Annotated in this window: 26 protein-coding genes and 1 tRNA gene; 19 read left to right on the plus strand and 8 right to left on the minus strand. The window is 64.6% G+C overall.

Annotated features, from left to right (window positions below):
• Positions 1-192 precede the first annotated feature (192 nt).
• From ABID26_RS26125 to ABID26_RS26145, 5 genes are all read left to right on the plus strand, one after another.
• Positions 193-465 carry a DUF4242 domain-containing protein gene (locus tag ABID26_RS26125; protein ID WP_126097718.1) on the plus strand — a complete coding sequence of 91 codons (273 nt, stop codon included), beginning with the start codon at positions 193-195 and terminating at the stop codon, positions 463-465.
• A 497-nt stretch (positions 466-962) separates the two neighbouring features.
• Positions 963-1,466, plus strand: coding sequence for a hypothetical protein (locus tag ABID26_RS26130; protein ID WP_126097717.1), 504 nt, complete (start codon positions 963-965; stop codon positions 1,464-1,466).
• A 286-nt stretch (positions 1,467-1,752) separates the two neighbouring features.
• Positions 1,753-3,156, plus strand: a complete 1,404-nt coding sequence (locus ABID26_RS26135) for a lipopolysaccharide biosynthesis protein (protein WP_292302650.1) — start codon at positions 1,753-1,755, stop codon at positions 3,154-3,156.
• Positions 3,156-4,436 (plus strand): GNAT family N-acetyltransferase, encoded by a 1,281-nt coding sequence (locus ABID26_RS26140; RefSeq protein WP_292302651.1) that lies wholly within the window; start codon positions 3,156-3,158, stop codon positions 4,434-4,436. Before ABID26_RS26135 ends, ABID26_RS26140 begins: the two co-directional genes overlap by 1 nt.
• Positions 4,437-4,508: 72 nt before the next feature.
• Entirely contained in the window at positions 4,509-5,669 is a 1,161-nt protein-coding gene (locus ABID26_RS26145; RefSeq protein ID WP_292302652.1) for a YncE family protein, read from the plus strand.
• Positions 5,670-5,708: 39 nt separating this feature from the next.
• On the opposite strand, the gene ABID26_RS26150 is transcribed toward ABID26_RS26145, so the two are convergent.
• Positions 5,709-5,793 (minus strand) — tRNA-Leu (locus ABID26_RS26150).
• A gap of 277 nt (positions 5,794-6,070) precedes the next feature.
• Between ABID26_RS26150 and ABID26_RS26155 the strand changes: the two genes are divergently transcribed.
• The gene (locus tag ABID26_RS26155) at positions 6,071-6,661 is read left to right on the plus strand and encodes a YqaA family protein (protein ID WP_292303205.1); all 591 of its coding nucleotides are present in this window, start codon (positions 6,071-6,073) and stop codon (positions 6,659-6,661) included.
• A gap of 129 nt (positions 6,662-6,790) precedes the next feature.
• Complete coding sequence (locus ABID26_RS26160; RefSeq protein ID WP_292344738.1) at positions 6,791-7,309, plus strand: disulfide bond formation protein B; 519 nt, start codon at positions 6,791-6,793, stop codon at positions 7,307-7,309.
• Between the two features lie 286 nt (positions 7,310-7,595).
• On the opposite strand, the gene ABID26_RS26165 is transcribed toward ABID26_RS26160, so the two are convergent.
• Positions 7,596-8,153 carry an HNH endonuclease gene (locus ABID26_RS26165; RefSeq protein ID WP_126097711.1) on the minus strand — a complete coding sequence of 186 codons (558 nt, stop codon included), beginning with the start codon at positions 8,151-8,153 and terminating at the stop codon, positions 7,596-7,598.
• Positions 8,154-8,263: 110 nt separating this feature from the next.
• Positions 8,264-8,923, minus strand: coding sequence for a DNA-3-methyladenine glycosylase family protein (locus ABID26_RS26170; protein ID WP_292303207.1), 660 nt, complete (start codon positions 8,921-8,923; stop codon positions 8,264-8,266).
• Positions 8,924-9,014: 91 nt separating this feature from the next.
• Between ABID26_RS26170 and gluQRS the strand changes: the two genes are divergently transcribed.
• Positions 9,015-9,884: a tRNA glutamyl-Q(34) synthetase GluQRS gene (gluQRS, locus tag ABID26_RS26175; RefSeq protein WP_292303208.1), complete on the plus strand. Its 870-nt coding sequence runs from the start codon at positions 9,015-9,017 to the stop codon at positions 9,882-9,884.
• Positions 9,885-10,036: 152 nt separating this feature from the next.
• On the opposite strand, the gene ABID26_RS26180 is transcribed toward gluQRS, so the two are convergent.
• Positions 10,037-10,324: a hypothetical protein gene (locus tag ABID26_RS26180; RefSeq protein WP_126097708.1), complete on the minus strand. Its 288-nt coding sequence runs from the start codon at positions 10,322-10,324 to the stop codon at positions 10,037-10,039.
• A 159-nt stretch (positions 10,325-10,483) separates the two neighbouring features.
• On the opposite strand from ABID26_RS26180, the gene ABID26_RS26185 reads away from it, so the two are divergent.
• Entirely contained in the window at positions 10,484-11,359 is an 876-nt protein-coding gene (locus ABID26_RS26185; protein ID WP_292303209.1) for a DMT family transporter, read from the plus strand.
• A 7-nt stretch (positions 11,360-11,366) separates the two neighbouring features.
• Here ABID26_RS26185 and ABID26_RS26190 read toward each other — a convergent pair whose 3' ends face one another.
• Complete coding sequence (locus ABID26_RS26190) at positions 11,367-12,218, minus strand: YihY/virulence factor BrkB family protein (RefSeq protein WP_292303210.1); 852 nt, start codon at positions 12,216-12,218, stop codon at positions 11,367-11,369.
• A gap of 58 nt (positions 12,219-12,276) precedes the next feature.
• On the opposite strand from ABID26_RS26190, the gene ABID26_RS26195 reads away from it, so the two are divergent.
• The 7 genes from ABID26_RS26195 to ABID26_RS26225 all read left to right on the plus strand — a co-directional run bounded on the left by ABID26_RS26195 (position 12,277) and on the right by ABID26_RS26225 (position 17,844).
• Positions 12,277-13,143: an SDR family oxidoreductase gene (locus tag ABID26_RS26195; protein WP_292303211.1), complete on the plus strand. Its 867-nt coding sequence runs from the start codon at positions 12,277-12,279 to the stop codon at positions 13,141-13,143.
• 23 nt (positions 13,144-13,166) lie between these two features.
• Positions 13,167-13,358: a twin transmembrane helix small protein gene (locus ABID26_RS26200; RefSeq protein WP_126097705.1), complete on the plus strand. Its 192-nt coding sequence runs from the start codon at positions 13,167-13,169 to the stop codon at positions 13,356-13,358.
• A gap of 23 nt (positions 13,359-13,381) precedes the next feature.
• Positions 13,382-13,963 carry a cob(I)yrinic acid a,c-diamide adenosyltransferase gene (locus tag ABID26_RS26205; protein ID WP_292303212.1) on the plus strand — a complete coding sequence of 194 codons (582 nt, stop codon included), beginning with the start codon at positions 13,382-13,384 and terminating at the stop codon, positions 13,961-13,963.
• A gap of 25 nt (positions 13,964-13,988) precedes the next feature.
• Positions 13,989-14,798: a rhomboid family intramembrane serine protease gene (locus ABID26_RS26210; protein WP_126097703.1), complete on the plus strand. Its 810-nt coding sequence runs from the start codon at positions 13,989-13,991 to the stop codon at positions 14,796-14,798.
• 249 nt (positions 14,799-15,047) lie between these two features.
• Positions 15,048-15,797 (plus strand): electron transfer flavoprotein subunit beta/FixA family protein, encoded by a 750-nt coding sequence (locus ABID26_RS26215; protein ID WP_040989245.1) that lies wholly within the window; start codon positions 15,048-15,050, stop codon positions 15,795-15,797.
• Positions 15,798-15,819: 22 nt separating this feature from the next.
• Positions 15,820-16,749: an electron transfer flavoprotein subunit alpha/FixB family protein gene (locus ABID26_RS26220; protein WP_126097702.1), complete on the plus strand. Its 930-nt coding sequence runs from the start codon at positions 15,820-15,822 to the stop codon at positions 16,747-16,749.
• Between the two features lie 216 nt (positions 16,750-16,965).
• Complete coding sequence (locus ABID26_RS26225) at positions 16,966-17,844, plus strand: 3-hydroxybutyryl-CoA dehydrogenase (RefSeq protein ID WP_126097701.1); 879 nt, start codon at positions 16,966-16,968, stop codon at positions 17,842-17,844.
• Positions 17,845-17,872: 28 nt separating this feature from the next.
• Here the strand turns inward: ABID26_RS26225 and ABID26_RS26230 are convergent, their stop codons facing one another.
• The 3 genes from ABID26_RS26230 to ABID26_RS26240 all read right to left on the minus strand — a co-directional run bounded on the left by ABID26_RS26230 (position 17,873) and on the right by ABID26_RS26240 (position 21,147).
• Positions 17,873-19,819, minus strand: a complete 1,947-nt coding sequence (locus ABID26_RS26230; RefSeq protein WP_354416996.1) for a PAS domain S-box protein — start codon at positions 19,817-19,819, stop codon at positions 17,873-17,875.
• A 151-nt stretch (positions 19,820-19,970) separates the two neighbouring features.
• Positions 19,971-20,609, minus strand: coding sequence for an NrsF family protein (locus tag ABID26_RS26235; protein WP_292303214.1), 639 nt, complete (start codon positions 20,607-20,609; stop codon positions 19,971-19,973).
• Between the two features lies 1 nt (position 20,610).
• Positions 20,611-21,147 carry a sigma-70 family RNA polymerase sigma factor gene (locus ABID26_RS26240; RefSeq protein WP_292303223.1) on the minus strand — a complete coding sequence of 179 codons (537 nt, stop codon included), beginning with the start codon at positions 21,145-21,147 and terminating at the stop codon, positions 20,611-20,613.
• 208 nt (positions 21,148-21,355) lie between these two features.
• On the opposite strand from ABID26_RS26240, the gene ABID26_RS26245 reads away from it, so the two are divergent.
• From ABID26_RS26245 to ABID26_RS26255, 3 genes are all read left to right on the plus strand, one after another.
• Positions 21,356-22,363, plus strand: a complete 1,008-nt coding sequence (locus ABID26_RS26245) for an iron ABC transporter substrate-binding protein (protein ID WP_292303215.1) — start codon at positions 21,356-21,358, stop codon at positions 22,361-22,363.
• A 173-nt stretch (positions 22,364-22,536) separates the two neighbouring features.
• Positions 22,537-24,111: an ABC transporter permease gene (locus tag ABID26_RS26250; protein WP_354416999.1), complete on the plus strand. Its 1,575-nt coding sequence runs from the start codon at positions 22,537-22,539 to the stop codon at positions 24,109-24,111.
• Complete coding sequence (locus ABID26_RS26255; RefSeq protein ID WP_126097696.1) at positions 24,108-25,190, plus strand: ABC transporter ATP-binding protein; 1,083 nt, start codon at positions 24,108-24,110, stop codon at positions 25,188-25,190. The genes ABID26_RS26250 and ABID26_RS26255 overlap by 4 nt, the downstream gene beginning before the upstream one ends.
• Positions 25,191-25,199: the final 9 nt, after the last annotated feature.

Below are 25,199 nucleotides of genomic sequence, written 5' to 3' on the forward strand. Positions count from 1 at the left end.
CCGCCCAATATGGGGAAAGGTTCCGATGCGCGGCCTTTCCGAGCGTGGTTTCAATGCATGTCGCCCAAAAGTGCGCAGCGGTTTTGGGAGAACGACATGCATCAAAACAAAGACCTAAAGCGCGTCGCCCGACGCGCTTTAGTCCAGCCGCGCTCTGATCGAGCGTGATTCAATCGTCAAAGGAAACCAATCATGCCTCGCTATCTGGTTGAACGCACATTTCCCGACGGCCTCAACGTGCCGATGAACGATGCCGGCGCGACCGCCATGGGCGGCGTCATCGCCCGCAACGCCGAGAAGGGCGTGACCTGGGTGCAGTCCTTCGTCTCCCCCGACAAGGGCAAGAGCTTCTGCATCTATGACGCTCCCTCGCCCGAAGCGATCCGCAGCACGGCGCAGAAGAATTCGCTTCCCGTCGACAAGATCACGGAGGTGCGGGTCCTCGACCCCTACTTTTATCGCTGATCGAACAGCCGAGGGACGCAACGATGCGCTTCAGATCGTCCCCGCCGATGGCGGACCTGATGTCGTGCCGGACAGCGAGGGAGTATCCGCCCCGGCGGATATCTTCGCGCCACGGCGCGGCGTCATCCGGCGGGCCGTGTCGGCGCTGCTTTCGCCCTTGCGAAACCGGCGCCGCGGGATGCCCCCCGCGGGACGACTATCTGAGACGCGACATCGGCCTCGAGGAGCGCGAGATGCCGCGCGAATACTGGGAATATTGGTGGCATCACCGCTGATTTTTGACCGGCGGACCTGATGCATGTCGCCCAAAAGCGCGCAGCGGTTTTGGGAGAACGACGTGCATCAATACAAAGACTAAAGCGCGTCGCCCGAATCCATTTCTGCGCGACGCGCTTTAGGCGGTTCCGCCAGCAATTACAGGCGTCGCAGGCATTCCAGGGCCGACCCTCAACAGGGCCGGTTCTGCCTTGCGCGCCTCAACTGAATTGGAGAGAAAAATGAGCATTCACAATTGTAATAGGTGCCTGGTCGCCGCGTCGGTCCTGGCCATCCTCACAACCGGCGCCGTCAGGGCCGAAACCGTCAATCCGCTCGCCGAAAAGGTGCTGGCGGCCGACAGCCGCTTCGAGGATGTCGCGGTGGCGAAAGCCGAAGGCTATGCGCCGATCCCTTGTGCCAGCGGCCTCACCGGCGGCGCCATGGGCATCCACTACGTCAATGCCGACTATCTGAAGGATGACGCCGTCGACGTCGCCAAGCCCGAGGCGGTGATGTACGAACCAATGGCCGACGGCACGCTGAAGCTGGTGGCCGTCGAGTACATCACCTCGAAGGGGCCGGCCTCTCTCGAAGGCCATCTGTTCAACTTCAACACCGCGCCCAACCGCTACGGCCTCGGCCCGTTCTACGAGCTGCATGTATGGGCCTGGAAGCAGAACCCGACCGGCGCCTTCGCCGACATGAACCCGAACGTGTCCTGCGACGCGATGAAGGGGATGTAAGGCAGACGCCATTTCCCTTCTCCCCTTGTGGGAGAAGGTGGATCGGCGCGCAGCGCCGAGACGGATGAGGGGTGTTGGAGGGAGCACGGCGCACAAGATTTGAGGATCTCAAGCGCCTGTGCCTGCAAAGCAGCGATCCTTCCAACATCCCTCATCCGTCGCCTTCAGCGACACCTTCTCCCGCAAGGGGAGAAGGAGGACGCCGCGCTCCCACCCAACCGTTTCTTAATGTGTTTCGAATACACCCGGCCGCTGAAAAAGAGGCGGAAAACGGAGAGTATTCGGGGTGCGCTTTTCCGCGGCGACGACTGCCGGGCGGTTCCTGCCGCAGCGCTGGGCGCTGCGCATGCGGCCGCTGCTTGGCCGCATCGACGCCGTGCTGTTCACCGCCGACGAACGCGGCGAAGCCGGCCGCATGTCGCTGATCGCCTTCTCCATCCGCATCGTCAGCGCCGTTATCGCCTTCATCAGCCAGGTGCTGATGGCGCGTTGGATGGGCTCGTTCGAATACGGCATCTTCGTGCTGGTCTGGGTGACGATGGTGATCGTCGGCAACCTCGCCTGCCTCGGCTTCCACACCTCGGTCATCCGCTTCATTCCAGAATATCGCGAGCGCGGCATGCTCGCCGAGCTGCGCGGCATCGTGCTCGCGAGCCGGCTGTTCGTGCTTATTGCCTCGACGGTGATCGCAGGGCTGGGCGCGCTCGGCATCTGGCTCGCCTCGCCCTGGATCGAGAGCTACTACGTCGTTCCCTTCATCCTCGGCGTCATCTGCCTGCCGATGATCGCGATGGGCGATCTCCTGCAGGGCCTGGCCCGCGCCAATTCATGGGCGCTGTTCGCGCTGTCGCCGACCTACCTGGTGCGTCCGGTGCTGATCCTGGTGTTCATGGCGGCAATGCTCGCCATGCACTACCTGCCCGATGCCAAGACCGCGATCTTTGCATCCATTGCCGCCACCTATGTCACGACGCTCGGCCAACTGGTGGGCGTCACCTCGCGCATGGACAAGAAAATTCCGGCCGGACCGATGGCCGTGCATTTCGGCCAGTGGTTCCTCGTCTCGCTGCCGATCTTCCTGGTCGAGAGTTTCTTCTTCCTGCTCACCAATGCCGACGTGCTGATGGTCGGCGCCTATCTCGACCCCAATGACGTTGCCGTCTATTTCGCTACGGTGAAGACGCTGGCGCTGGTGCATTTCGTCTATTTCGCCGTCAAGGCGGGCGTTGCCCAGCGCTATGCGCAGTTCACCCATGGCGAGCCTGAAAGGCTCGCTGCCTTCGCCCGCGAGACCGTCTCCTGGACCTTCTGGCCCTCGCTTTTGATGGCGCTGCTAGTGCTGGCGCTTGGCGAGCCGATGCTGGTGCTGTTCGGTCCGGAATTCACCGCCGGCTATCCGCTGCTCTTCCTGCTCGTCTTCGGCGTCGTCGCGCGCGGCGCCGTCGGCCCTTGCGAAAGCCTGCTCACCATGAGCGGCAACCAGAACATTTGCGCCGCCGTCTATGCCATGACGCTTGCCCTCAACATCGGCCTCAACGTGGTCCTGATCCCGCTCTTCGGCCTCTGGGGCGCCGCGATCGCCACCAGCCTGGCGATGGTCTTCGAGGCCGCTGCGCTGTCCTTCACCGTCTGGCGCAAGCTCGGCATCGTCATGGCGATTTTCGTGCCTGCAAAGAAGGAAGTCGCCTGATGGCCGCCGTTCCGTTGCTCGAGGAGACCAGCGGCGGCACGGCCGGCGCCATGGTGTCGGGCCTTGCCGGCCTCGCCAGGGAGGCCGATCCCGCCCATATCGAGCTCTTCGCCAACAACCGGCCGGAGCGCAAGCTAGCGATCTATCCGGCTTCAGCCGGGTTCGACCTCGTCGAGGAGCTCGATTATCTGAGCGCCCGCACGATCGAGCCCAACGTCTTCTTCAACCCGCGCTTCCTGGCGCCCGCCATGCCGAGGCTCGAGGACCGCGAGGTGCGGCTGGCCGTGATCCGCGACGGCGACGAATACCGCAACCGGCTGCGGCTTCTGGTGCCGTTCTCGGTCGAGCGGCCGGCGATCCCGCTCGGCGTTCCGGTCATGCGCACATGGTCGAGCCCGTTCGGCCCGCTCGGCACGCCGCTGGTCGACCGCGACGACCCGGTCGGCGTCATCGAGGATTTCTTCTCGATGCTGGGGAGGCCGCATCTCAAATTGCCGAAAGTGTTCGTGCTGCCCGACATGAAGCTGGACGGCCCGGTGGCGAGCCTGCTCACCTCCTTTGCCGACAGCCGCGGCCTGACCCTGGTCGTCACCGGCAAGGTCGAGCGCCCGGTGCTGGAAAGCGATGCAGACGGCGACGACTACCTCAAGGCCTCGCTGCGCGCGCACCATTATCGCGAATTCCGCCGGCTGAAGCGGCGCCTCGCCGACCTCGGCAGGCTCGAGCATGCCGTGGCGCGCGGACAGGACGAGATCCGCCACGCCATCGAGAGCTTCCTGACCTTGGAGGCCGCCGGCTGGAAGGGGCGCGAGCGCACGGCCATGGCGATCGACCGCTACCGCGCCGCCTTCGCCCGCGAGGCCGTGCACAGGCTCGCCGAGCACGACATGTGTCGCATCCATTCGCTGAAGCTCGATGGCCGCACCATTGCCTGTCTCGTCGTCTTCGTCGAGGCGGGCATGGCCTACACCTGGAAGACGGCCTACGACGAGACGCTCTCCGCCTATTCGCCGGGCACGCTGCTGATGATCGAGGTGACGAAGCAGCATCTCGACGATCCCAACATCGTCATGACCGATTCCTGCGCGGTGCCCGACCATCCGGTGATGAGCCGGCTGTGGACGGAGCGCAAGCCGACGGGCACGCTGGTCGTGGGCCTCACGCCCGACGCCGACCGGCTTGCCCGCCAGGCGGCCTCGCAGCTCCACCTCTACCGCGAGACCCGCAACATGGCGCGCATCCTGCGCAACCGCATGCGGAGCCTGTTGAAAAGGCGCTAGATGGAGAGCGGATTACCGCGTATGGCATCCGGCGGCCGGATCCGGCCGGCCTTCACCACAAAGCATTTCCCAATGATCGAAACCTTCCTGCGCTTCGCCCGCCTTTGTGCGCCGCTTGTCCTCTTCGCCGTGCTTCCGACCCGCGCCCTCGCCGATTCCTGCCCCGAGGATTGCAGCGAGCCTCCGCCGCCGCCCGTCAACATCTACAGCCACACCACCGCCGCCGATGTGAGCCCCGCCACGGCCGGCGCACTGGCGCGCGTCTATGTGCCGAACCGCTCCTCGAACAGCGTTTCCGTGATCGATCCGGCGACGTTGAAGGAAGTCGACAGGTTTCCGGTCGGCAGCAAGCCGCAGCACGTCGTTCCTTCCTGGGACCTGAAGACGCTCTGGGTCGCCAACAACGGCACCGGCAAGAACGGCAGCCTGACGCCGATCGACCCGACGACCGCCAAGCCCGGCAAGCAGGTGCCGGTCGACGATCCCTACAACATGTATTTCATGCCGGACGGCAGCGCCGCCGTCATCGTCGACGAGGCGCTGAGGCAGCTCGACCTGCGCGATCCGCAGACCATGGCGCTGAAATCGATCATCCCGACCCCCGATTGCCCCGGCATCAACCATGCCGATTTCTCGGCCGACAATTCCTACGCCATCTTCACCTGCGAATATGGCGACGGCGGCCTGGCCAAGATCGACCTGAAGAACCGGAAGGTGCTCGGCCATCTCGACCTGTCGAAGATGGGCATGCCGCAGGACATCCGCCTCTCGCCCGACGGCAAGGTGTTCTACGTCGCCGACATGATGAATGACGGCGTGTTTCTCGTCGACGGCGACAGCTTCAAGGAGATCGGCTTCATCCCGACGGGGATAGGCGCGCACGGCTTCGTCGTCAGCCGCGACGGCAAGCGGCTCTACGTCTCGAACCGCGGCTCGCACAAGATGGAGCAGGGCCGCGCCGACGGCCCGGGCAGCGTGACGGTGATCGACTTCGCCACCCGCGCGGTCGTCGCCCAATGGCCGATCCCCGAAGGCGGCAGCCCTGACATGGGCAATATCAGCGCCGACGGCAAGCAGCTCTGGCTTTCCGGCCGCTTCGACAGCGAGGCCTACATGATCGACACCACGAGCGGCGCCGTGAGCAAGATCCGCGTCGGCGTCGAGCCGCATGGGCTGACGGTCTGGCCGCAACCCGGGCGGTATTCGCAGGGGCATACGGGGAATATGCGGTAGGACTTTTCAGGTGCCATCCGAAGCTCGCAGAGCGAAGGATGGTGCCCCTAGCCGGGATCGAACCAGCACTCCTTGCGGAACTCGATTTTGAGTCGAGCGCGTCTACCAATTCCGCCATAGGGGCTCAGGCCGGGCGGCCTGGTTGGGCGCGGACTATACGGTTGGACGGCCTTTCGTCAACTGGCCTGCTGCCGATTTGCCGGCGCTGGCGCAGCCGAGCCGCGCCTTTCGGTTTCGTGAAGGCACGGGCATTGTGCGGCAGGGAAAATCTTTCTAGACAGGCGAACCTTCGAAGCGTCCGGCTCGAAAACGACGGCTGCGGCGCTTTGGGTCCTTGTTTCGTGCAAGCCGGTGGCCGAAAACCGCTGCGCCGCTTGGGGCGACATGCACTAGGAGAGCCGATGCTTCGCGGACTTTACGACTGGACCCTGTCGCTGGCGGCGCGCAAATCCGCCGAATGGTGGCTGGCCTTCATCGCCTTCGTCGAAAGCTCCGTCTTCCTGGTGCCGGCCGACGTGCTCTATCTGCCGATGGCGTTGTCGAAGCCGGAGCGCGCCTACCGCTATGCGCTGATCGCCACCGTCGCTTCGGTGCTCGGCGGCATCGCCGGCTGGTTCATCGGCCACTATGCCTATGAGGCAGTCGCCAAGCCGATCCTCGAATTCTACGGCAAATATGACGAGTTCGAGCAGCTGCGCACCTCCTCCGGCGTCGGCTTCATTATTCTGATGCTGATCACCTCGGGCGCCGCGCATCTGCCGCCGATCAAGGTGGTGACGATCCTGTCCGGCGTCATCGGCGTCAACCTCTTGCTGTTCATCGGGCTTGCGATCGTGGCGCGCGGCGCCCGTTTCCTGCTGCTTGCCTGGCTGCTGCGCCGCTACGGCGAATCGATCAGGGAGTTCATCGAAAAACGCTTGGGGCTCATCGTCAGCGCGGGTGCCGCTGCCCTTATTTTGCTCTATATCGCGGTCAGATACGCCCACGGATAATGCATGTCGCCCAAAAGTGCGCAGCGGTTTTGGGAGAACGACATGCATCAAAACAAAGACTTGAAGCGCGCCGCCTGAATCCATTTCTGCGCGACGCGCTTTAAGCGCCAAGCGAACGGACCAGGACCGATGACAGCGACCATGACTGCCGACACCGGACGCCAGCGGACGCGCGCCGCGCTGTTTCTCGCCGTGGCCATGGCAGCGACCGTCGGCTCCGCGCTCGCCTTCCAGTACATAGGCGGTTACATCCCCTGCCATCTCTGCCTCGAGCAGCGCACGCCCTACTACATCGGCGTGCCGCTGATGCTGGTGGCGGCGATCGCCTCGATGCTGCGCGCGCCGGCCTGGGCGACGCGCGGCCTGCTGGCGATCGGCGGCCTTTTGATGCTCTATGGCCTCTATCTCGGCGTCTACCACTCTGGCGTCGAATGGGCCTGGTGGCCGGGCCCGGCCGATTGCACCGCCGGCGCCGGTCCGGTCGATACCGGCGGCAAGGGCGTGCTCGACGCGCTCGACAAATTCGTGCCGCCCTCTTGCGACAAGGCAGCCTTGCGCATCCTCGGCCTGTCGCTCGCCGGCTGGAACGCCATCGCCAGCCTCATCCTGGCCGCCGTCGCCTTCCGCAGCGCCCTTTCGCGCGATTGATTTTTTGAGCCGGAACGCCCCCGAAGCTCACGGCACCCGTCCTGGGGCTAGATTTGGAACGTCGGCGCCGCCCCTCATTGCCCTGCCGGGCATTTCTCCCCGTCTAGAGACGGGCAGAAAGATGCCGTCATCAATGGTTTCGCCAATCATCAACGCTGCAGAATTAGTGCCGGCGTCGCGGACAAGTTCCCTTCTCCCCGTCACTATACGGGGAGAAGGTGGCGGCAGCCGGATGAGGGGCAGCGCCAAGATCGACAATTTGCATAGCTGGTCAGTGTGCCGAACGCTACGGCTCAAGCTCAACATCCCAGTAGAGATAATCCATCCAGCTTTCATGCAGATGGTTGGGCGGGAACAGGCGGCCGTTGTTGTGCAGGTCGTGCACCGTCGGCTGATAAGGCTTCTGCAGCGGCCACATCTTGGCCTGCGCCGGCATCATGCCGCCCTTCCTCAGATTGCAGGGCGAGCAGGCGGCGACGACATTCTCCCAGGTCGTCGCGCCGCCGCGATGGCGCGGGACGACATGGTCGAAGGTGAGGTCGTCCGGAGTGCCGCAATACTGGCATTGGAAGCGATCGCGCAGGAAGACGTTGAAGCGCGTGAAGGCCGGATGCCGCGACGGCTTAACATAGGCCTTCAGGCTCACCACGCTCGGCAGCTTCATCGAGAAGGTCGGCGAGGAAACGGCGTGCTCGTATTCGGCAACGATATTGACCCGGTCGAGGAAGACAGCCTTGATAGCGTCCTGCCACGACCAGAGCGACAAGGGGTAATAGCTGAGCGGACGGTAATCCGCATTCAGCACCAGCGCGGGAAGCCCATCCGGAGATACGGCAACCGTCACGTCGTTGGCCTCCTTATTCCAGAACCGAACGGCGCGGATACTGTAAGCCCGACATGACAGGGATGTGAAGCGGATTGTCGTTCGACGAAACGGTCAAAAACGCATGATTTTCATGCTTTTTTGGCCATTTCGACAGGGGGCGCCGCATCCCTGCCCTTCAATTCACGATAATAGGCCCAGAAAAGCCGCGACGCCACACCTCGCCACGGGCTCCATGATTCGGCCAGTCGAATCAGCGTTTTCTCCGGCGGACGGGGGTCGATGCCCAGCGCATGGCCGACCGCCGTCTGCAGCGCGACATCGCGCGCCGGAAAGACGTCGGGATGGCCGGCGGCGAAAAGCAGATAGCACTCCGCCGTCCAGGGGCCGATACCGGGCACCGCCGTCATCGCCGCGATCGCCTCGCCGGCGTCGAGCGAGCAGAGGTGGTATAGGTCGAGTCCGCCAGCCACGGCCTCGGCGACGGCGGTGAGCCCGCGCTGCTTCGGCCGCGACAGGCCGGCCTCGCGGAAAATATCCTCGCCGGCGAAGAGAATCCCTTGCGGCGTCAGGGGATCGACCAGCCTGGTCAGCCGGCCGAAGATGGCGTCCGCACTGGCGCGAGAAACCTGCTGCGAGACGATGATGGACGCGAGGCTCCCGAACCCGGGCTCGGACAGCCTGAGCGGCACCTCGCCCGCGATGCCGCGCACCTTCTCCAGCCGCGGATCGATAAGGCAGAGCGCGTCGAGCCCTGCCGAAATGTCGTCGAGCGAGGCGATGCGTTGCACGTTGGTTGTTCCCTAGGCGGCCGCGAAATGGCAATTGATGGCTAACTAGCAACCGCCGGAAGCGCCTTTCAACCCGAATGCGCCTTGAGACATGACGCTCCTGACATTTCGCTTCGCGCCGAGCCCCAATGGCGAATTGCATCTCGGCCATGCCTATTCGGCCCTGCTCAACCAGCAGATGGCGGCGCGGGCCGGCGGGCGGCTGTTGCTGCGCATCGAGGACATCGACACCGCGCGCTGCACGCCGGAATTCGAGGCCGGCATATTCCGCGACCTGAAATGGCTGGGGCTCGGTTGGGAGGAGCCGGTGCGGCGCCAGTCCGAGCATTTTGCCGAATACAGGGCGGTGCTCGACCGGCTGGTCGTCGAGGAGCTGGTCTATCCCGCCTTCATGAGCCGGGGCGAGATCCGCGCCTTCATCGCCGAGACCGGCGGCCGCGACTGGCCGCGCGACCCCGACGGCGTGCCGCTCTACCCATCCCTGGACAAGGCGCTGTCGATGAAAGAGCGCAAGCGACGCATCGCCGAAAACATACCCTTCGCCTGGCGGCTCGACGTCGAAACGGCAATGGCGCGCATGTCCGGCGCCTTGTCCTGGACGGAGTTCACTGACGAGACCATGGCCGCGACGCATACGGTCGAAGCGAAGCCGCAGGCCTGGGGCGACGTCATCGTGGCGCGCCGCGACATCCCGACCAGCTATCATCTCGCCGTGGTCGTCGACGACGCGCTGCAGGGCGTCAGCCATGTCGTGCGCGGTCAGGATCTTTACGCGGCCACGGGCGTGCAGCGCCTGCTCCAGGAATTGCTCGGCCTGCCGCCACCGCGTTATTTCCACCACCGCCTGATCCTCGGACCGGACGGCAGAAAGCTGTCGAAGAGCCTCAAGGACACCGGCCTCGCAGCGCTCAGGCAGGCAGGCATGGCGCCGCAGGACGTCAAGCGGCTGATCGGGCTTTAGCTGGTTTTCCAGTGTGTCGAGATTCAGGTCAGGCCGAGTCGAAAATGGCGGGCTCCGAGAACCGGAACGGAGCGTACTTAAAGTACGTGAGTACCGGAAGCGCAGGAGCCTGGCATTTGCAGACCGGCCTCACCTGAATATCGACGCACTGGTTACAGGCGCGCGAGTCCCGCCTTGATCAGCGCCATCACGCTGATGAGAACGAAGGCGCCGCTCAAACCCCATGCCACCGCAAGTCCGAGGTCCCTGAAGGTGATGCCGTGCTCATTGGCGCCCATCACCGCAACGAAGAAGCCCAGCGTGAACAGCAGCGTGTTGCCGGTCGAGCCGAATCCGTCTTCCTTCATGATGGCGTCGAGCGCCGTGCCGAAGAAGAAGCCGAAAACCGCGACGGTCGCGACCGCGAACAGCAGCCACGTCGTACCGAGATGCAAAAGCATGCCTCTCCATGGCGTGCCTTAGCGCCATGCCCCTCTGGCACCGATTGTTGAATTCGAATGAGCTTATGGATCAACCGTTTCGTTTTGCTTGCCGAATTGAACGGCATTAGAGCAATTGCCGTCATCAACCCTTCACCGCAGCCAGAGCCCTCTCCCACAATGCACAGCATCAAGCGGTTCATTCCCGCCTCCTTCGTCGTCCTGTGGGCGACCGGCTTCATCGGCGCGCGCTATGCCATGCCGTGGGCGGAGCCTTTCACCTTCCTCGCCATCCGCTTCGTGCTGGCGGCGATCCTGTTTGCGGGCCTGACCCTTCTGCTCGGCTCGCGCAGGGCGAGCCGCGAGCAGGCGCTGCACGCAACGGTGGCCGGCGTCCTCATGCACGGCGTCTATCTGGGCGGCGTGTTCTGGGCGATCCACCGGGGCATGCCGGCTGGTCTTTCGGCGCTGATTGTCGGCCTGCAGCCGCTGATCACGGCGGTGCTTGCCGGCAAATTCCTCGGCGAGGCGATCCTGCCGCGCCATTGGGCGGGCCTTGCCGTCGGGCTGTTGGGCGTCGTCATCGTGCTCTGGCCGAAGCTCGGCATGATTGGCGGCGGCGTCACCGCGGCGACGTTGACGGCCTCGCTGGTCTCGGTGCTCGGCATGGCCGCCGGAACGATTTGGCAGAAGCGCTTCGCCTCCGGCGGCGACCTCGTCTCGGCGACGATGTGGCAGTATGTCGGCGGCTCCGTCGTGACGATCCTGGGATCGCTCGCCTTCGAGACGCGTGCGATGACCGTCAACGGCGAGCTCATCTTCGCATTTGCCTGGCTGGTCCTTGTGCTGTCGGTCGGGGCCATCTTCCTGTTGATGGTGATGATCAGGGACGGCGAGATGTCGAAGGTCGCTTCGCTGTTCTATCTGGTGCCGGCCGTCACCGCCGTCATCGCCTGGGCTCTGTTCGGCGAGCAGCTCAATCTGCTGCAGATCGGCGGCATGGCGATCGCCACGCTGGGCGTCGGCCTGGCGACCGCGCGGCCAGCCAAGGCATGATCTTGCCTCAACCTACCCTCGCGCGCGCCTCGAGATAACGGCTGATGGCGGCATTAAGCTCGCCGCCGAGGATGAAGATAGCCGAGATGATGTAGAGGAACACCACCGCGATCATGATCGAGGCCAGTCCTGCATAGGTCGTCACATAGGACGAGAAATGGTCGAGATAGGTGGCGAAGATGGTCGAACCGGCCAGCCAGGCGACCAGCGTGAAGACGATGCCCGGCACGATCGAGACGAAGCGGCGCTTGCCGGCCGGCAGCCAGATATGCACGGCAAAAAGGCCGGTGACGATGACTGTCGAGGCGATCACGTAACGCCATATGGTGATCGTGCCCATATAGGGCTTGATCCATTCCAGATGCGCTTCGGCCAGCCGCGCCAGCAGCGGCGCGAACACGAGAAGCACGCTGACGGCAAGAAAACAGGCCGTCGCGATCAGCACGAAAATGATGCTCTGCACCCTGCGGTGGATGATGCCGCGCGTCTCGGTGACCCTGTAGGCGCGGTTGAGCGAGGTGCGCAAAGCCTCGATGCCGTTCGAGGCGAAGTAGGCGGCTAAAAGCACGCCATAGGTCAGAAGGTCGGTGCGCCGCACGGTGAGCACGTTCTGCACCTCGCGCGCGATCGGCTTGGCGATCTGCTCCGGCCAGGTGTCGAAGACCAGATGCACGGCCGTGTCGGCGAAAGCGCGCGCGCCGAGGAAGCTCGCAAGCGTCGTGGCAAAGATCAGGAACGGAAACAGCGCCATCAGCGAGGTGATCGCCAGATGGCTGGCCATTGCCCAGCCGTCGTCGGTGTTGAAATGGCCGATCGCATCGTAGAGCACTCGCTTGACCGCGACGATATTCCTGAGCAAGGACCCGCGCTCCGCTCGATTGTGTCGACGCCGCGAATATGGGAAGTGATTGCGGCAAATGGCAACCCCAGGTCAAACCGCGATTCCCACCGCCAAAGAGTTGCGCACCATTATCGTCACCGGCGCCTCCTCCGGCATAGGCGCCTATTGCGCGCGGGCATTGAAGGCGGAAGGCTGGCGCGTATTCGCCACGGCACGCAAGCCGACCGACATCGAGGCTCTCGAGGCCGACGGTCTCGAGGCCTTCTATCTCGACTATCGTGAGCCGGAGTCGATTGCCGCCCTGGTCGACGCGGTCTTGGAGCGCACCGAGGGCAAACTCGATGCGCTGTTCAACAACGGCGCCTACGCGCAGCCCGGCGCCGTCGAGGACTTGGCCGTCGCAGCACTGCGCGAGCAGTTCGAGGCCAACTTCTTCGGCTGGCACGATCTGACGCGCCGCGTCGTGCCGGTCATGCGCCGCCAGGGTCACGGCCGTCTCGTCCACTGCTCCTCGATCCTGGGCCTTGCCCCGGTCCGCTTTCGCGGCGCCTATTCGGCGTCCAAACACGCCATCGAAGGCCTTATGCTGTGCATGCGCCAGGAACTCGAAGGCAGCGGCATCCAGCTTTCGCTGATCGAGCCCGGGCCGGTGACCTCGAAGATCGCCAGCAACGGCCTTGCCTGGTTCCTGAAGAATATCGACATCGAGAACTCGGTGCACCGCGCCGACTATAAGGCGCAGCTTGCGCGGCTGCAGGCTGGCGGCAGCGTCTCGCGGCTGAAGCCCGGACCGGAAGTTGTCCATGTTGCCTTGCGCCACGCGCTTCTGTCACAGCGCCCGCGCCCGCACTATGTGGTAACGGTGCCGGCCAGAATCGGCGTGGTGCTCAAGCGCATCCTGCCGGCATCAGCGCTCTACCGCGTGCTCGCCAGGCGCGCGTAACGAAACCGAACCGGAGCCAGCCCATGGCAACCACCTTCAAAATCCTCGCCCTGGTCGTCATGGCCGCCGTCGTCGTCGTGCTGATCCGCGGTCTCGTCAACATGATGCGAGGCGGCTCCGGCGTGACCTCCAACAAGCTGATGCAGGCGCGCGTTCTGCTGCAGGCCGTGGCCCTGGCGCTGATCCTGCTGGCCGTCTGGTTCACTCGCAAGTGACGTTCGCCGCAAGGAGGTAAGGCGTGGTCAAGCTCAACAAGATCTACACCCGCACCGGTGACGACGGCACCACCGGTCTCGGCAGCGGCGAGCGGCGGCTGAAATCCGATCTGCGCGTCGAAGCCTACGGCACGATCGACGAGGCCAATGCCTGCATCGGGATGGCCCGCCTCCACACCGGAAAGGATCATCCGGCGATCGACGTCATGCTTTCGCGCATCCAGAACGACCTTTTCGACCTCGGCGCCGATCTTGCGGTGCCGGACGAAGGCAAGCCGCTCGACTACGAGCCGCTGCGCATCGTTGCCGCGCAGACCGAGCGCGTCGAAAGGGACATCGATCTTCTCAACAAGCAGCTGCAGCCGCTGAAGTCCTTCGTGCTGAATGGCGGCACGCCGGCGGCGGCCGCCCTGCATCTGGCGCGCACGGTGGCGCGGCGCGCCGAACGCGTCATGGTGGCGCTGGCGCAGCATCCTGCCGAGCACGTCAACCGCGAGGCGCTGAAATACATCAACCGGGTCTCGGACTTCCTGTTCGTCGCCGCGCGTGCGGTCAATGACAACGGAAATGCCGACGTGCTATGGGTTCCCGGCAAGAACCGCTGACAATCGGGTATGGCGGGAGGATCCGATGTTTATCCCGCTCTATGACACCAACAGGCTGCGCCACATCCGCCTGCAATATGTGACGATCGGCCTGATCGCGGCGAACGCGCTGGTCTATCTCGCGACCACGCTTGGCGGCGAGAACTTCAACAACGCCGCGGTGCTTGGCCTCGGCTTCATCCCTTCGGTGGTCCACGACAAGGTCGAGCTGTCGCCCGAATTCGTCGTCATTCCCGAAAGCCTCAGCTATCTCACCTATTCCTTCCTGCATGCCGACATCTTCCACCTCGGCGGCAACATGCTGTTCCTGTGGGTGTTCGGGGACAATGTCGAGGATGCGCTCGGCCATATACGCTACCTGATCTTCTACCTCGCCTGCGCGGCGGCGGGTGCTTTTGTTCAAGGGTTGGTTGGCTGGGATTCGCAGGTGCCGCTGATCGGCGCCTCCGGCGCCATCGCCGGCGTGGTCGCGGCCTACCTGATCCTCTATCCCAGGGTTAAGGTCTGGGTGCTGGCCTTCGCCCGCATCCCTCTGCGCATTCCTGCCTTCATCCCGCTCATCCTCTGGATCCTGTTCCAGATCGTGATGTTTGCCGCGGGCGGCGAGGACCAGGTCTCGTGGGCCTGCCATATCGGCGGCATCATTGCCGGCGCGGTTCTCGTTCTGGTGCTGCGCAGCCGCGGCGTGCCGCTGCTTGCCGGTGCCGACGGCGAGCCGGGCCCTACGCCGAATGTCCAGCAGGTGCCCGTTCCGATTGAGCCCGGGGCAACGCCGGAGCCCCCGGCGCAGTCCGCGCCGCAATGGGGCCGCGGGGCTGCGTCGCCTCAGGACTGAACCGATTTGAATGCGTCACGCATATTGACGCGCCGGATTGCCGCCACTACGGAAACGCCACCCCGGGGCTGATCCCGAAAAGCGGGAACCGGTTTTCGGAAAAGATCGTGCTCAAACGAAAGATCGGGGTGGAACAGGTTCTTGGCGGTTGAAGGCCAGAATTCCGCCCGGAATGTCGGCTTTCGACAACTCTGGCAAGGCGCACACTGCTATAGCGCGCCCGACTATCTCAGGAGAGGTGACAGGAAAATGAAGATCCTTGTGCCCGTGAAGCGGGTTGTGGATGCGAACGTCAAGGTCCGGGTCAAGGCCGACGGGCTGGGCGTCGAGCTCGCCAACGTCAAGATGGCGATGAACCCGTTCGACGAGATCGCGGTCGAGGAAGCGATCCGGATCAAGGAAGCCGGCAAGGCCGAGGAGATCATCGTCGTGTCGATCGGCCCGCAGCAGGCGCAGGAAACGCTCCGCACCGCTCTCGCCATGGGCGCCGATCGCGCCATCCTAGTCAAGACCGACGAGCAGACCGAGCCGCTCGGCGTCGCCAAGGTGCTGAAGGGCGTGGTCGAGGCCGAGAAGCCGGGCCTCGTCATCCTCGGCAAGCAGGCGATCGACGACGACAGCAATCAGACCGGCCAGATGCTGGCGGCGCTGCTGGGCTGGGCTCAGGGCACCTTCGCCTCCAAGGTGGAGCTCGCCGGCGATCATGCCAAGGTGACGCGCGAAGTCGACGGCGGCCTGCAGACCGTCGAGCTGAAGATGCCGGCGATCGTGACCGCCGACCTTCGCCTCAACCAGCCGCGCTATGCCTCGCTGCCCAACATCATGAAGGCCAAGAAGAAGCCGCTCGACGAGAAGAGCCCGGCCGACTACGGCGCCGACGTCAAGCCGCGCCTCAAGGTGATCAAGACCGAGGAGCCGGGCGGTCGCAAGGCGGGCGTCAAGGTCAAGAGCGTCGCCGAGCTGGTCGAGAAGCTCAAGAACGAAGCCGGCGTGCTCTGAGCGGTTAGGAAAGGAACAGAAAATGGCAATTCTCCTCATCGCCGAACACGACAACGCAAGCCTTTCCGACCAGACCGCCAAGGCGCTGTCGGCGGCCCTCCAGATCGGCTCGGATGTCGACGTGCTGGTCGCCGGCAAGGGCGCCAAGGCTGCTGCCGACGCCGCGTCGAAACTGAAGGGCGTGCGCAAGGTGCTGCTCGCCGAGGCCGACGAGCTTTCGGAGCGTCTCGCCGAACCGACGGCGGCGCTCGTCGTCTCGCTGGCAGGCTCATATGACGCCATCGTCGCGCCGGCCACGTCGGTCGGCAAGAATGTCGCGCCGCGCGCGGCCGCGTTGCTCGACGTCGCCCAGGTGTCCGAGATCATCGAGGTGGTATCGCCCGACACCTTCAAGCGGCCGATCTATGCCGGCAACGCCATCCAGACCGTGCAGTCGACCGACGCCAAGAAGGTTATCACGGTCCGCACCGCCTCTTTCCAGGCCGCGCCCGAGGGTGGCTCGGCTGCGGTCGAGACGGTCGGCGCCGCCGCCAACCCAGGCCTCTCCTCCTTCGTCGAGAACAAGCTCTCCGAAACCGATCGTCCGGAGCTGACCTCGGCCAAGATCATCATCTCGGGCGGCCGCGCGCTCGGCTCCTCGGAGAAGTTCCAGGAAGTGATCCTGCCCGTCGCCGACAAGCTTGGCGCCGCTGTTGGCGCCTCGCGCGCCGCGGTCGATGCGGGCTACGCCCCCAACGACTGGCAGGTGGGCCAGACCGGCAAGGTGGTCGCCCCCGACCTCTACATCGCCGTGGGCATCTCCGGCGCCATCCAGCATCTCGCCGGCATGAAGGATTCGAAGGTCATCGTCGCCATCAACAAGGACGAGGAGGCGCCGATCTTCCAGGTTGCCGACTACGGTCTCGTCGGCGATCTCTTCGTCATCCTGCCGGAACTGCAAAAGGCGCTTTGACGCCTTCCGCTCAGGCATATTAAAATCCGAAGGGTGGGGTAGACGAAGTCTCCCCGCCCTTTTAGTTTGCGCTGCACAAAAAGCAGGCTGCTAAGGCTTGAAAGCAATTCCAGGAAAAGTGCGTAGCGGTTTTCCATCCGGAATTGCGTGAAACAAGAGATAGGAGCGTTTTCTCGCTTCGGGGAAGCGGAAAAGCTCCAGACGGGATTGGGGTAAATGAGCAAGATCGAGACGATCGGCATTGTCGGCGCGGGTCAAATGGGTGGCGGTATCGCCCATGTCTCGGCGCTGGCCGGCTACAAGGTCCTGATCCACGACGTCTCGTCCGACCGCATCGAGAAGGGCATCGCCACTGTCAGCGGCAACATGGCTCGCCAGGTCGGTTCAGGGAAGCTCGAGGAGAAGGCGCGCAACGAAGCGATGGCACGCATCTCGTCGGCATCCACCATGGCTGATCTCGCCGCCGCCGACCTCGTGATCGAGGCGGCGACGGAGGACGAGACGGTCAAGCGCAAGATCTATGCCCAGCTCTGCCCGCAGCTCAATCCGGAAGCGATCCTGGCGACCAACACCTCGTCGATTTCGATCACGCGGCTCGCCGCCCAGACCGACCGGCCGGAGCGCTTCATCGGCATTCATTTCATGAACCCGGTGCCGGTGATGAAGCTGGTCGAGCTGGTGCGCGGCATCGCCACCGAGGACAAGACCTTCGAAGCGGCCAAGGCCTTCGTCAACCACCTCGACAAGACGATCACCGTCTCCGAGGATTTCCCGGCCTTCATCGTCAACCGCATCCTGCTGCCGATGATCAACGAGGCGATCTACACGCTCTATGAGGGCGTCGGCACGGTCGACGCCATCGACACCGCCATGCGGCTCGGCGCCAACCATCCGATGGGGCCGCTGCAGCTTGCCGACTTCATCGGTCTCGACACCTGCCTGTCGATCATGCAGGTGCTGCATGAGGGGCTGTCGGACTCGAAGTACCGCCCCTGCCCGCTTTTGGTGAAATATGTCGAGGCCGGCTGGCTGGGTCGCAAGACCGGACGCGGCTTCTACGACTATCGCGGCGACCATCCGGTGCCGACGCGCTGATCCTCGTCGATTGAGCGCTTTCCGGCGCTCAGGATGCCGCGGCAAGCAGTAGAGACGTCACCCCTTCCTTCGGGACTTCGTCGGGTGCTGCCGAAACGCAACCGCGTCCGGCTGCCTTGGCGGCATAGCAGGCGGCGTCCGCCCGGGCGATGATCTCATCCACTTCGCCGCAGCCGGCGCGGATCGCCGCGAGCCCGATGCTGGCGCCGATCGAATGCGGGCGGCCGTCCCAGACGAAGTTCAGGTTGCGGATGGCGTCGATGGCGGAGCGCGCCGCGATTGCCGCCGGTGCCGCCGCGCTGGCTTTCAGGATGACGGCAAACTCGTCGCCACCGAGGCGGGCAACGATATCTTGCGGCCCAAGCACGTTGCGGATAGCGTCGGCGACGCGCTTCAGCAGCGCATCGCCCGCGGCGTGACCGCCGGTGTCGTTGACCGCCTTGAAATGATCGAGGTCGACGAACATGAACTGGTGCTCGCCGCCGTTGAGACGGCACTGATCGACCAGCTTCTCCATCGTGCGGATGAAGCTCGAACGGTTGGCGAGCCCGGTCAGCGCGTCGTGGGCCGCGGCATAGGCCAGCTGGCGCTGCAGGGCGCGCGCATCGGTGAAATCCTGGAAGACGATGACCAGTCCGCAGAACTCGTTGCGATCGTTCATGATTGGCGACACCACCTGCCGGATGCTGCAGCGCGTGTCGTCGCGCCGGACGAGAACGGCACGTGTGTTCTGGTCGCAATGTTGACGGTCGCCGGCCGAGGGACGCGTCAGGCCGATCCTCTGCCCGGTTTCCTCGTCGACCGCCCAATAGACATGGCTGAGCGCCTTGCCCAGTGCCTCGCCGGCGGCAACGCCGGTCAGCTTTTCGGCGACAGGGTTCATGAAGGTGATGCGGTTGGCGGCGTCGGTGCAGATAACCGCATCGCCGATCGACTGCAGCGTCACCCTGAGCCGCTCCTTCTCGTCGGCCAGCATGGCCGCCGAAACCTTGAGACGTTCTTCCGCTTCCTTGCGCTCGGTGATGTCGGTCAGGCTGCCGATGGCGCGGATCAGCCGGCCTTCGCCGTCGCGCTCGATCGCCTTGCCGCGGTCCAGGATCCACACCCAATGACCGTTCTTGTGGCGCATCCGGAACTCGGCCTCGAAGAAGGCAGTCTCATCGGCAAGATGCGCCCGGTCTGCCTCGGCGACGCGCTCGCGGTCGTCCGGGTGGATCATCGTCAGCCAGCGGTCGGGATCACCGTCGAGCTCGCCGTCGTCATAACCAAGCATCCTCACCCAGGTTTCGGAATAGGTCGTGCCGCCCTTGCGCATGTCGAGGCTCCAGACGCCTTGTCCGGCGCTGGTCAGCGCGAAGTTCCAGCGGGTCTCCGCTTCGGCGATGCGCGCTTCGGCCTGCTTGCGCGCATCGATGTCCTCGATCTGCGACACGAGATAGAGTGGCCTGCCGGTCTCCTCTTCGCGGATGACGGAACCGGCAAGCTGCGCCCAGACCGGAGTGCCGTCCTTCTTGAGGTAGCGCTTCTCGAAATGGAAGGAATCGATCTTTCCCTCCTTCAGCGCAACCATCGTCTCGCGGCCGAGCTGCTGATCGTCCGGATGCGTGATCTGGAAGAAGGTCAGCGTCTCAATTTCCGCGCGGCTGTAGCCGAGCATGGCGGCGAAGGCGGGATTGGTCTGCACGATGCGACCGTCGAGACCGACGATAGCGACGCCGATCGCTGAATCCTCCATCGCGCGGCGGAAGCGCTGCTCGCTTTCGGCGATTTGCCGGTGGTCGCCGGCGATCCGGCGAATGAACAGCGCGAAAAGGAAAAGCGACGCTCCGATCGCGGCAATCGACAGCTGCAGGCAGAGCCTGAGCGCCTCGGCGCTAAGCTGAAAGCTCGGCGACAGAATCGATGCGGCCACGGCAACGATGCCGGCTGTCATCAAGACCAGCACCGCGCGCTCGCTGGCCCGCGGAGCTTTCAAACCCAACCACGTCAAATGCGATCCACCCCATGCGCAACTGCGCGTTGCCACAACCCTGGCGGATCGATTTTAAGGAATGGTTGCATGGGAGACCGGCCGCTCCGCTAACCGGCAAACAATTGCCGGCATGATTAAGGATCGGTGTGCAATCCTACCAGCGCACGAATAGCCGCCCGCCAAGCGCGCCGAGCGCGGTCAGGAAGGCGATGGCGATCGTGTACCAGGTGGCGACGAACAGCGGCGAATCGTCGAAGCAATGCGCGGCATAGAAGGTCGCCGCCAATCCGCCTGCCAAAAGGCCCGCGACCGCGCCGGCCAGCACCGGTCGCGTCGGCGCGCCGTAGCGCAGCATGCCGAGGAAGATCGCCAAAGGGCCGATACCAATCAGCGGAATGAAGGTCATGCAGATCATCATGTTGGAGCCCACGAGCCGCCTGCCCCAGTCGGCCTCGGGCACGACAAAAAGCTCCAGGACCACCGCCACCGCGACGAGCAATGGCGCGGCGAGCATCCACGCCATCGTCCGCCTTGTTGCCGCGCCGGGTATCGACAGGGCGCGGATCAGCGCGAAAGCGCTGGCGGCGAGCGTGAGTGTGAAGACGAACTTCGACATGAAGCGCATCGTGTGCATGGCGGGCATGATGTCAGGGCGCGGGCCGATCGTCATGAAGAAGACCGCCGCCGCGACCACCACCGCCACGCCGAAGGCTGCCCACCAGGCCAGCCCCAGCGGCATCGCCTTGCTGCTTGCATCGGCGTCGAGCGCCTTGATGAGATCCTCGGTTCTCATGTCACTGCCGTCCGAACCTTTTGGCGATCGCGGCAAGGCCGCGATGCAGCGACACCCTGACCGCCGTCTCGCTGACGCCGAGCTTCGCCGCCGTCTCGCCGATCGAGCGGCCATCGACCGAAATCGAGGAAACCACCGAACGCTGCGTCGGCGGCAGGCCGTCCAGGGCCCTGGCGATGTCGCGCTCGCTGACCGTCTCGGCTTCCGGCTCGGCGAAAGTCTCGGCGATTTCGTCGATCTCGATCTCGATCCGACGCCCACGCCTGCGGAACGCATCGATCAGCTTGAAGCGGGCGATCGCATAGACCCATGGCAGCACCGGCGCGTCCTCGCGCCAGGTATGCCGTTTGACGTGAATGGCCAGCAAGGTTTCCTGCACGACATCCTCGGGGTCGACCCCGCCCTGTACGATCTTGCGCCGGACAAAGCCGCGAACGAGAGCGGCAATCCGGTGCAGAAAGTCGGCATACGCCCTTTCATTTCCCGCGATTGCGGCCCTGAACAGCCCGGAGAGTTCGGTCTCGTCCTTGCCGGTCACAGAGTCCACTCCCCCGATTTTCGTGCCTCGGCGCTGATTTGTTACGTGGCCGGTCAAATAATGTCCAAGCCAAAGTACCGGAAAATCACGAAAGTTTGCGGCGCGGGCGACCAATTGAAGCAGCATCACAATGTTGACTATGATAATCAGGTATTGCTAGGTGCAGCCGTGCCCGAACCCCTGTCTCCAGATTTTGAGGACGATGCCCATGAAACTTGCCTTTTCGACCCTTGCCGGCGCCGTTGCGCTGACGGCCAGCCTGATCGCAGCGCCGGCTATGGCGGAGGATGCAGGCATCATCGTCTACAACGCCCAGCATGAGAGCCTCGCCAAGGAATGGGCGAAGGGTTTCACCAAGGAAACCGGCATCAAGGTGACGCTGCGCAATGGCGGCGACAGCGATTTCTCCAACCAGATCGTAGCCGAAGGCGCTGCCTCGCCGGCCGATGTGTTCCTGACCGAAAACTCGCCGGCGATGGCGCTGGTCGAGGCGGCGGGCCTGTTCGCGCCGGTCGATGCCGACACGCTGGCGCAGGTGCCGCAGGAATACCAGCCCTCGAGCGGCAAATGGGTCGGCGTCGCCGCCCGCAGCACCGTCTTTGCCTACAACAAGGACAAGCTCAAGGAAGATCACTTGCCCAAGTCGCTGCTTGACCTCGCTGACCCGAGCTGGAAGGGCCGCTGGGCCGCCTCGCAGGCCGGCGCCGATTTCCAGGCCATCGTCAGCGCCCTGCTCGAACTCAAGGGCGAAGCCGCGACCGCCGACTGGCTGAAGGCCATGAAGGACAACTTCACCGCCTACAAGGGCAACAGCACGGTGATGAAGGCGGTCAATGCCGGCGAGATCGATGGCGGTGTGATCTACCACTACTACTATTTCGGCGACCAGGCCAAGACCGGCGAGAACAGCAAGAATGTCGGCCTGCACTATTTCAAGAACCAGGACCCGGGCGCGTTCGTGTCGATCTCCGGCGGCGGCGTGCTGGCCTCGAGCAAGCATCCGAAGGAGGCTCAGGCCTTCCTGAAATGGGTGACCGGCAAGGGCGGCCAGGAGGTGCTGAAAACCGGAACCTCCTATGAATACGCTGTGGGCAAAGGTGCCGAGTCCAACCCGAAGCTCGTGCCGCTGGCCGATCTGCAGGCACCCAAGATCGATCCGACGCACCTGAACTCCAAGAAGGTCATCGACCTGATGACGCAAGCCGGCTTGCTTTAGTTCGCGTTCGTCCTAAAAGGACAACCGACCGTGCTCCTGCGGGAATTCGCTTTCCGCGGGAGCGTTTTTGTTTTGGAGATGGCCTCGTCGATGACGATCAGCTGCCTTTCCGGCCGCGTCAGCGGTTCATCGAATCGCCTTCGTTCGTCGAGCCTGGCGATGCACACCCCCTGATGGCGTCCGCAATCGACCTCACGCCTGCAGGCTTGCCGGCTGCCGCAAGGCAGCGCCGAAGGTCCACGTCGTGGATCACGCTTGCCGCCGCACTGATCTCGCTGATCGCGCTGCTGCCGCTCGCCTTCATCGCTTGGACAGCGATCCAGACCGGGTGGGAAACCGTGATCGCGCTGATCTTCCGCCAGCGCGTCGGCGAGCTCCTGGTCAACACCATCCTGCTCGTCGTGGTCACCGTCCCGATCGCCATCGTGCTGTCGGTGGCGCTCGCCTGGCTGACCGAGCGCAGCGATCTGCCCGGCAACCGGCTGTGGTCGTGGCTGTCGGTCGCGCCGCTCGCCATTCCTGCTTTCGTCCACAGCTATGCCTGGATCAGCCTTGTGCCTGGCCTGCACGGGCTCTGGGCCGGCGTGCTGGTCTCCGTCATCGCCTATTTTCCCTTCCTCTATCTGCCGATCGCGGCGGCGCTGCGCCGGCTCGACCCCGCGCTGGAGGACGCCGCTGCCGCCCTTGGCCTCGGCCCATGGCGTGTCTTCGCGCGCGTCGTGCTGCCGCAATTGAGGCTCGCCATCTGCGGCGGCTCGCTGCTGGTCGGTCTGCACCTGCTTGCCGAATACGGGCTTTATGTCTTCATCCGCTTCGACACCTTCACCACGGCGATCGTCGACCAGTTTCAGTCGACCTTCAACGGCCCGGCGGCCAATATGCTCGCCGCCGTTTTGGTCGCCTGTTGTTTCGTGCTGCTCGGCGTGGAGGTGATCGTGCGTGGCGAGGAGCGTTATGCGCGCGTCGGTTCCGGCGCGGCGCGCCAGCAGCAGCGCACCCGGCTCGGCCGCGCCATGCTGCCTTGCCTGCTGCTGCCTGTCGGCACCGCGCTGCTCACGCTCGGCGTGCCCTTTGTAACGGTCGGCCGCTGGCTGCTTGCCGGCGGCGCCGATATCTGGCGTTGGGACGAGATCGCCCCCGCATTCAGCCAGACGCTGTTCCTCGCCATCGCCGGCGCGCTGCTTGCCACGATCGCCGCGATGCCCATGGCCTGGATCTCGATCCGCGCGCCGGGCCCGTTGCAGCGCCTGCTCGAGAGCTGCAACTACATCGTCGGGTCGTTGCCCGGTGTCGTCATCGCGCTGGCGCTGGTGACCATCACCGTGCGCGTCGCCTTGCCGCTCTATCAGACGCTGTTCACCATCCTGTTCGGCTATGCGCTGATGTTCCTGCCGCGCGCGCTGGTCAGCCTGCGCGCTTCGATCGCGCAGGCGCCGGTGGAGCTTGAACGCGCCGCCTCAAGCCTCGGCCGGCCGCCGCTCAAGGCGCTGTGGGCGACGACGATCCGGCTGTCGGCGCCGGGTGCCGCGGCCGGCATGGCGATGGTGGCGCTCGGCATCACCAATGAACTGACCGCCACCCAGATGCTGGCGCCGAACGGCACCCGCACCCTGGCGGTGGCGTTCTGGTCCTACAGCGGTGAAATCGACTATGCCTCCGCCGCACCCTACGCCCTGATCATGGTCGCGATCTCGCTGCCGATGACCTTGATGCTCTATGTCCAGTCGAAGCGGATGGCCGGACGATGAGCTTCCTCGAACTCAATGGTGTGGCGAAATACTATGGCAAGGTGGCAGCACTTGCCGGCGTCGACCTGCAAGTCGAAAGCGGCAGCCGCACCGCGATCGTCGGGCCGTCCGGCTGCGGCAAGACCACCTTGCTGAGGCTGATCGCCGGCTTCGAGGCGCCGGACCGTGGCCGCATCGCGCTCGACGGCAAGGTGCTCGCCAATGGCGGCGCCGCCGTGCCGGCGCATCGCCGCAGCATCGGCGTGGTGGCGCAGGACGGCGCGCTGTTCCCGCATCTCACCATCGCCGACAATATCGGTTTCGGCATGGCGCGCGGCGAGGAAAAGCGCATGGAGCGCATCGTAGAGCTCGCCTATATCGTCGGGCTGGACAAGGCCATCCTGAAGCGCCGGCCGCATGAGCTTTCCGGCGGCCAGCAACAACGCGTCGCGCTCGCTCGCGCCATGGCGATGAAACCCAGGCTGATGCTGCTCGACGAGCCGTTCTCGGCGCTCGACACCGGCCTGCGCGCTTCGATGCGCAAGGCGGTGGCCGAACTTCTGGAGGAAGCAGGCATCACCACCATCCTGGTCACTCACGACCAGGCCGAGGCGCTGTCCTTCGCCAGCCAGGTGGCCGTCATGCGCGACGGCCTGTTCTCGCAGGTCGGCACGCCGCGCGAGCTCTATTTCCAGCCCAAGGACAGGATGGTTGCCGAGTTCCTCGGCGATGCCATCATCGTGCCGGCCAAGATCGCGGACGGCTTCGCCATCTCGCCGCTCGGCCGTATCGCCGTCGACACGGCCGAGCGGCGCGACGTCGCCCGCATCATGCTCAGACCCGAGCAGGTTCAGCTCAAGCGGACGTCGCGCGAGGGCATGTCCGGAACGCCGGACATGCTGTTCGGCGAAGTGACTGCGTCCGAATTCGCCGGCTCGGTCTGCACCGTCGCGGTGCGGCTGCTCAACAGCCCCGACCCGCCAGATGCGGCCGCTATCGGCAACACGCCGCTCATCCTGCGCAAGACAGGCATGGACGCGCCGGCGGTCGGCGAGATCGTGCGCCTCACCGTCATCGGCAAGGCGCACGTATTCGCTTGATCTCCTCCC

It is taken from the genome of Mesorhizobium shonense (assembly GCF_040545255.1).
In the GTDB taxonomy this organism is placed as follows: domain Bacteria; phylum Pseudomonadota; class Alphaproteobacteria; order Rhizobiales; family Rhizobiaceae; genus Mesorhizobium; species Mesorhizobium shonense.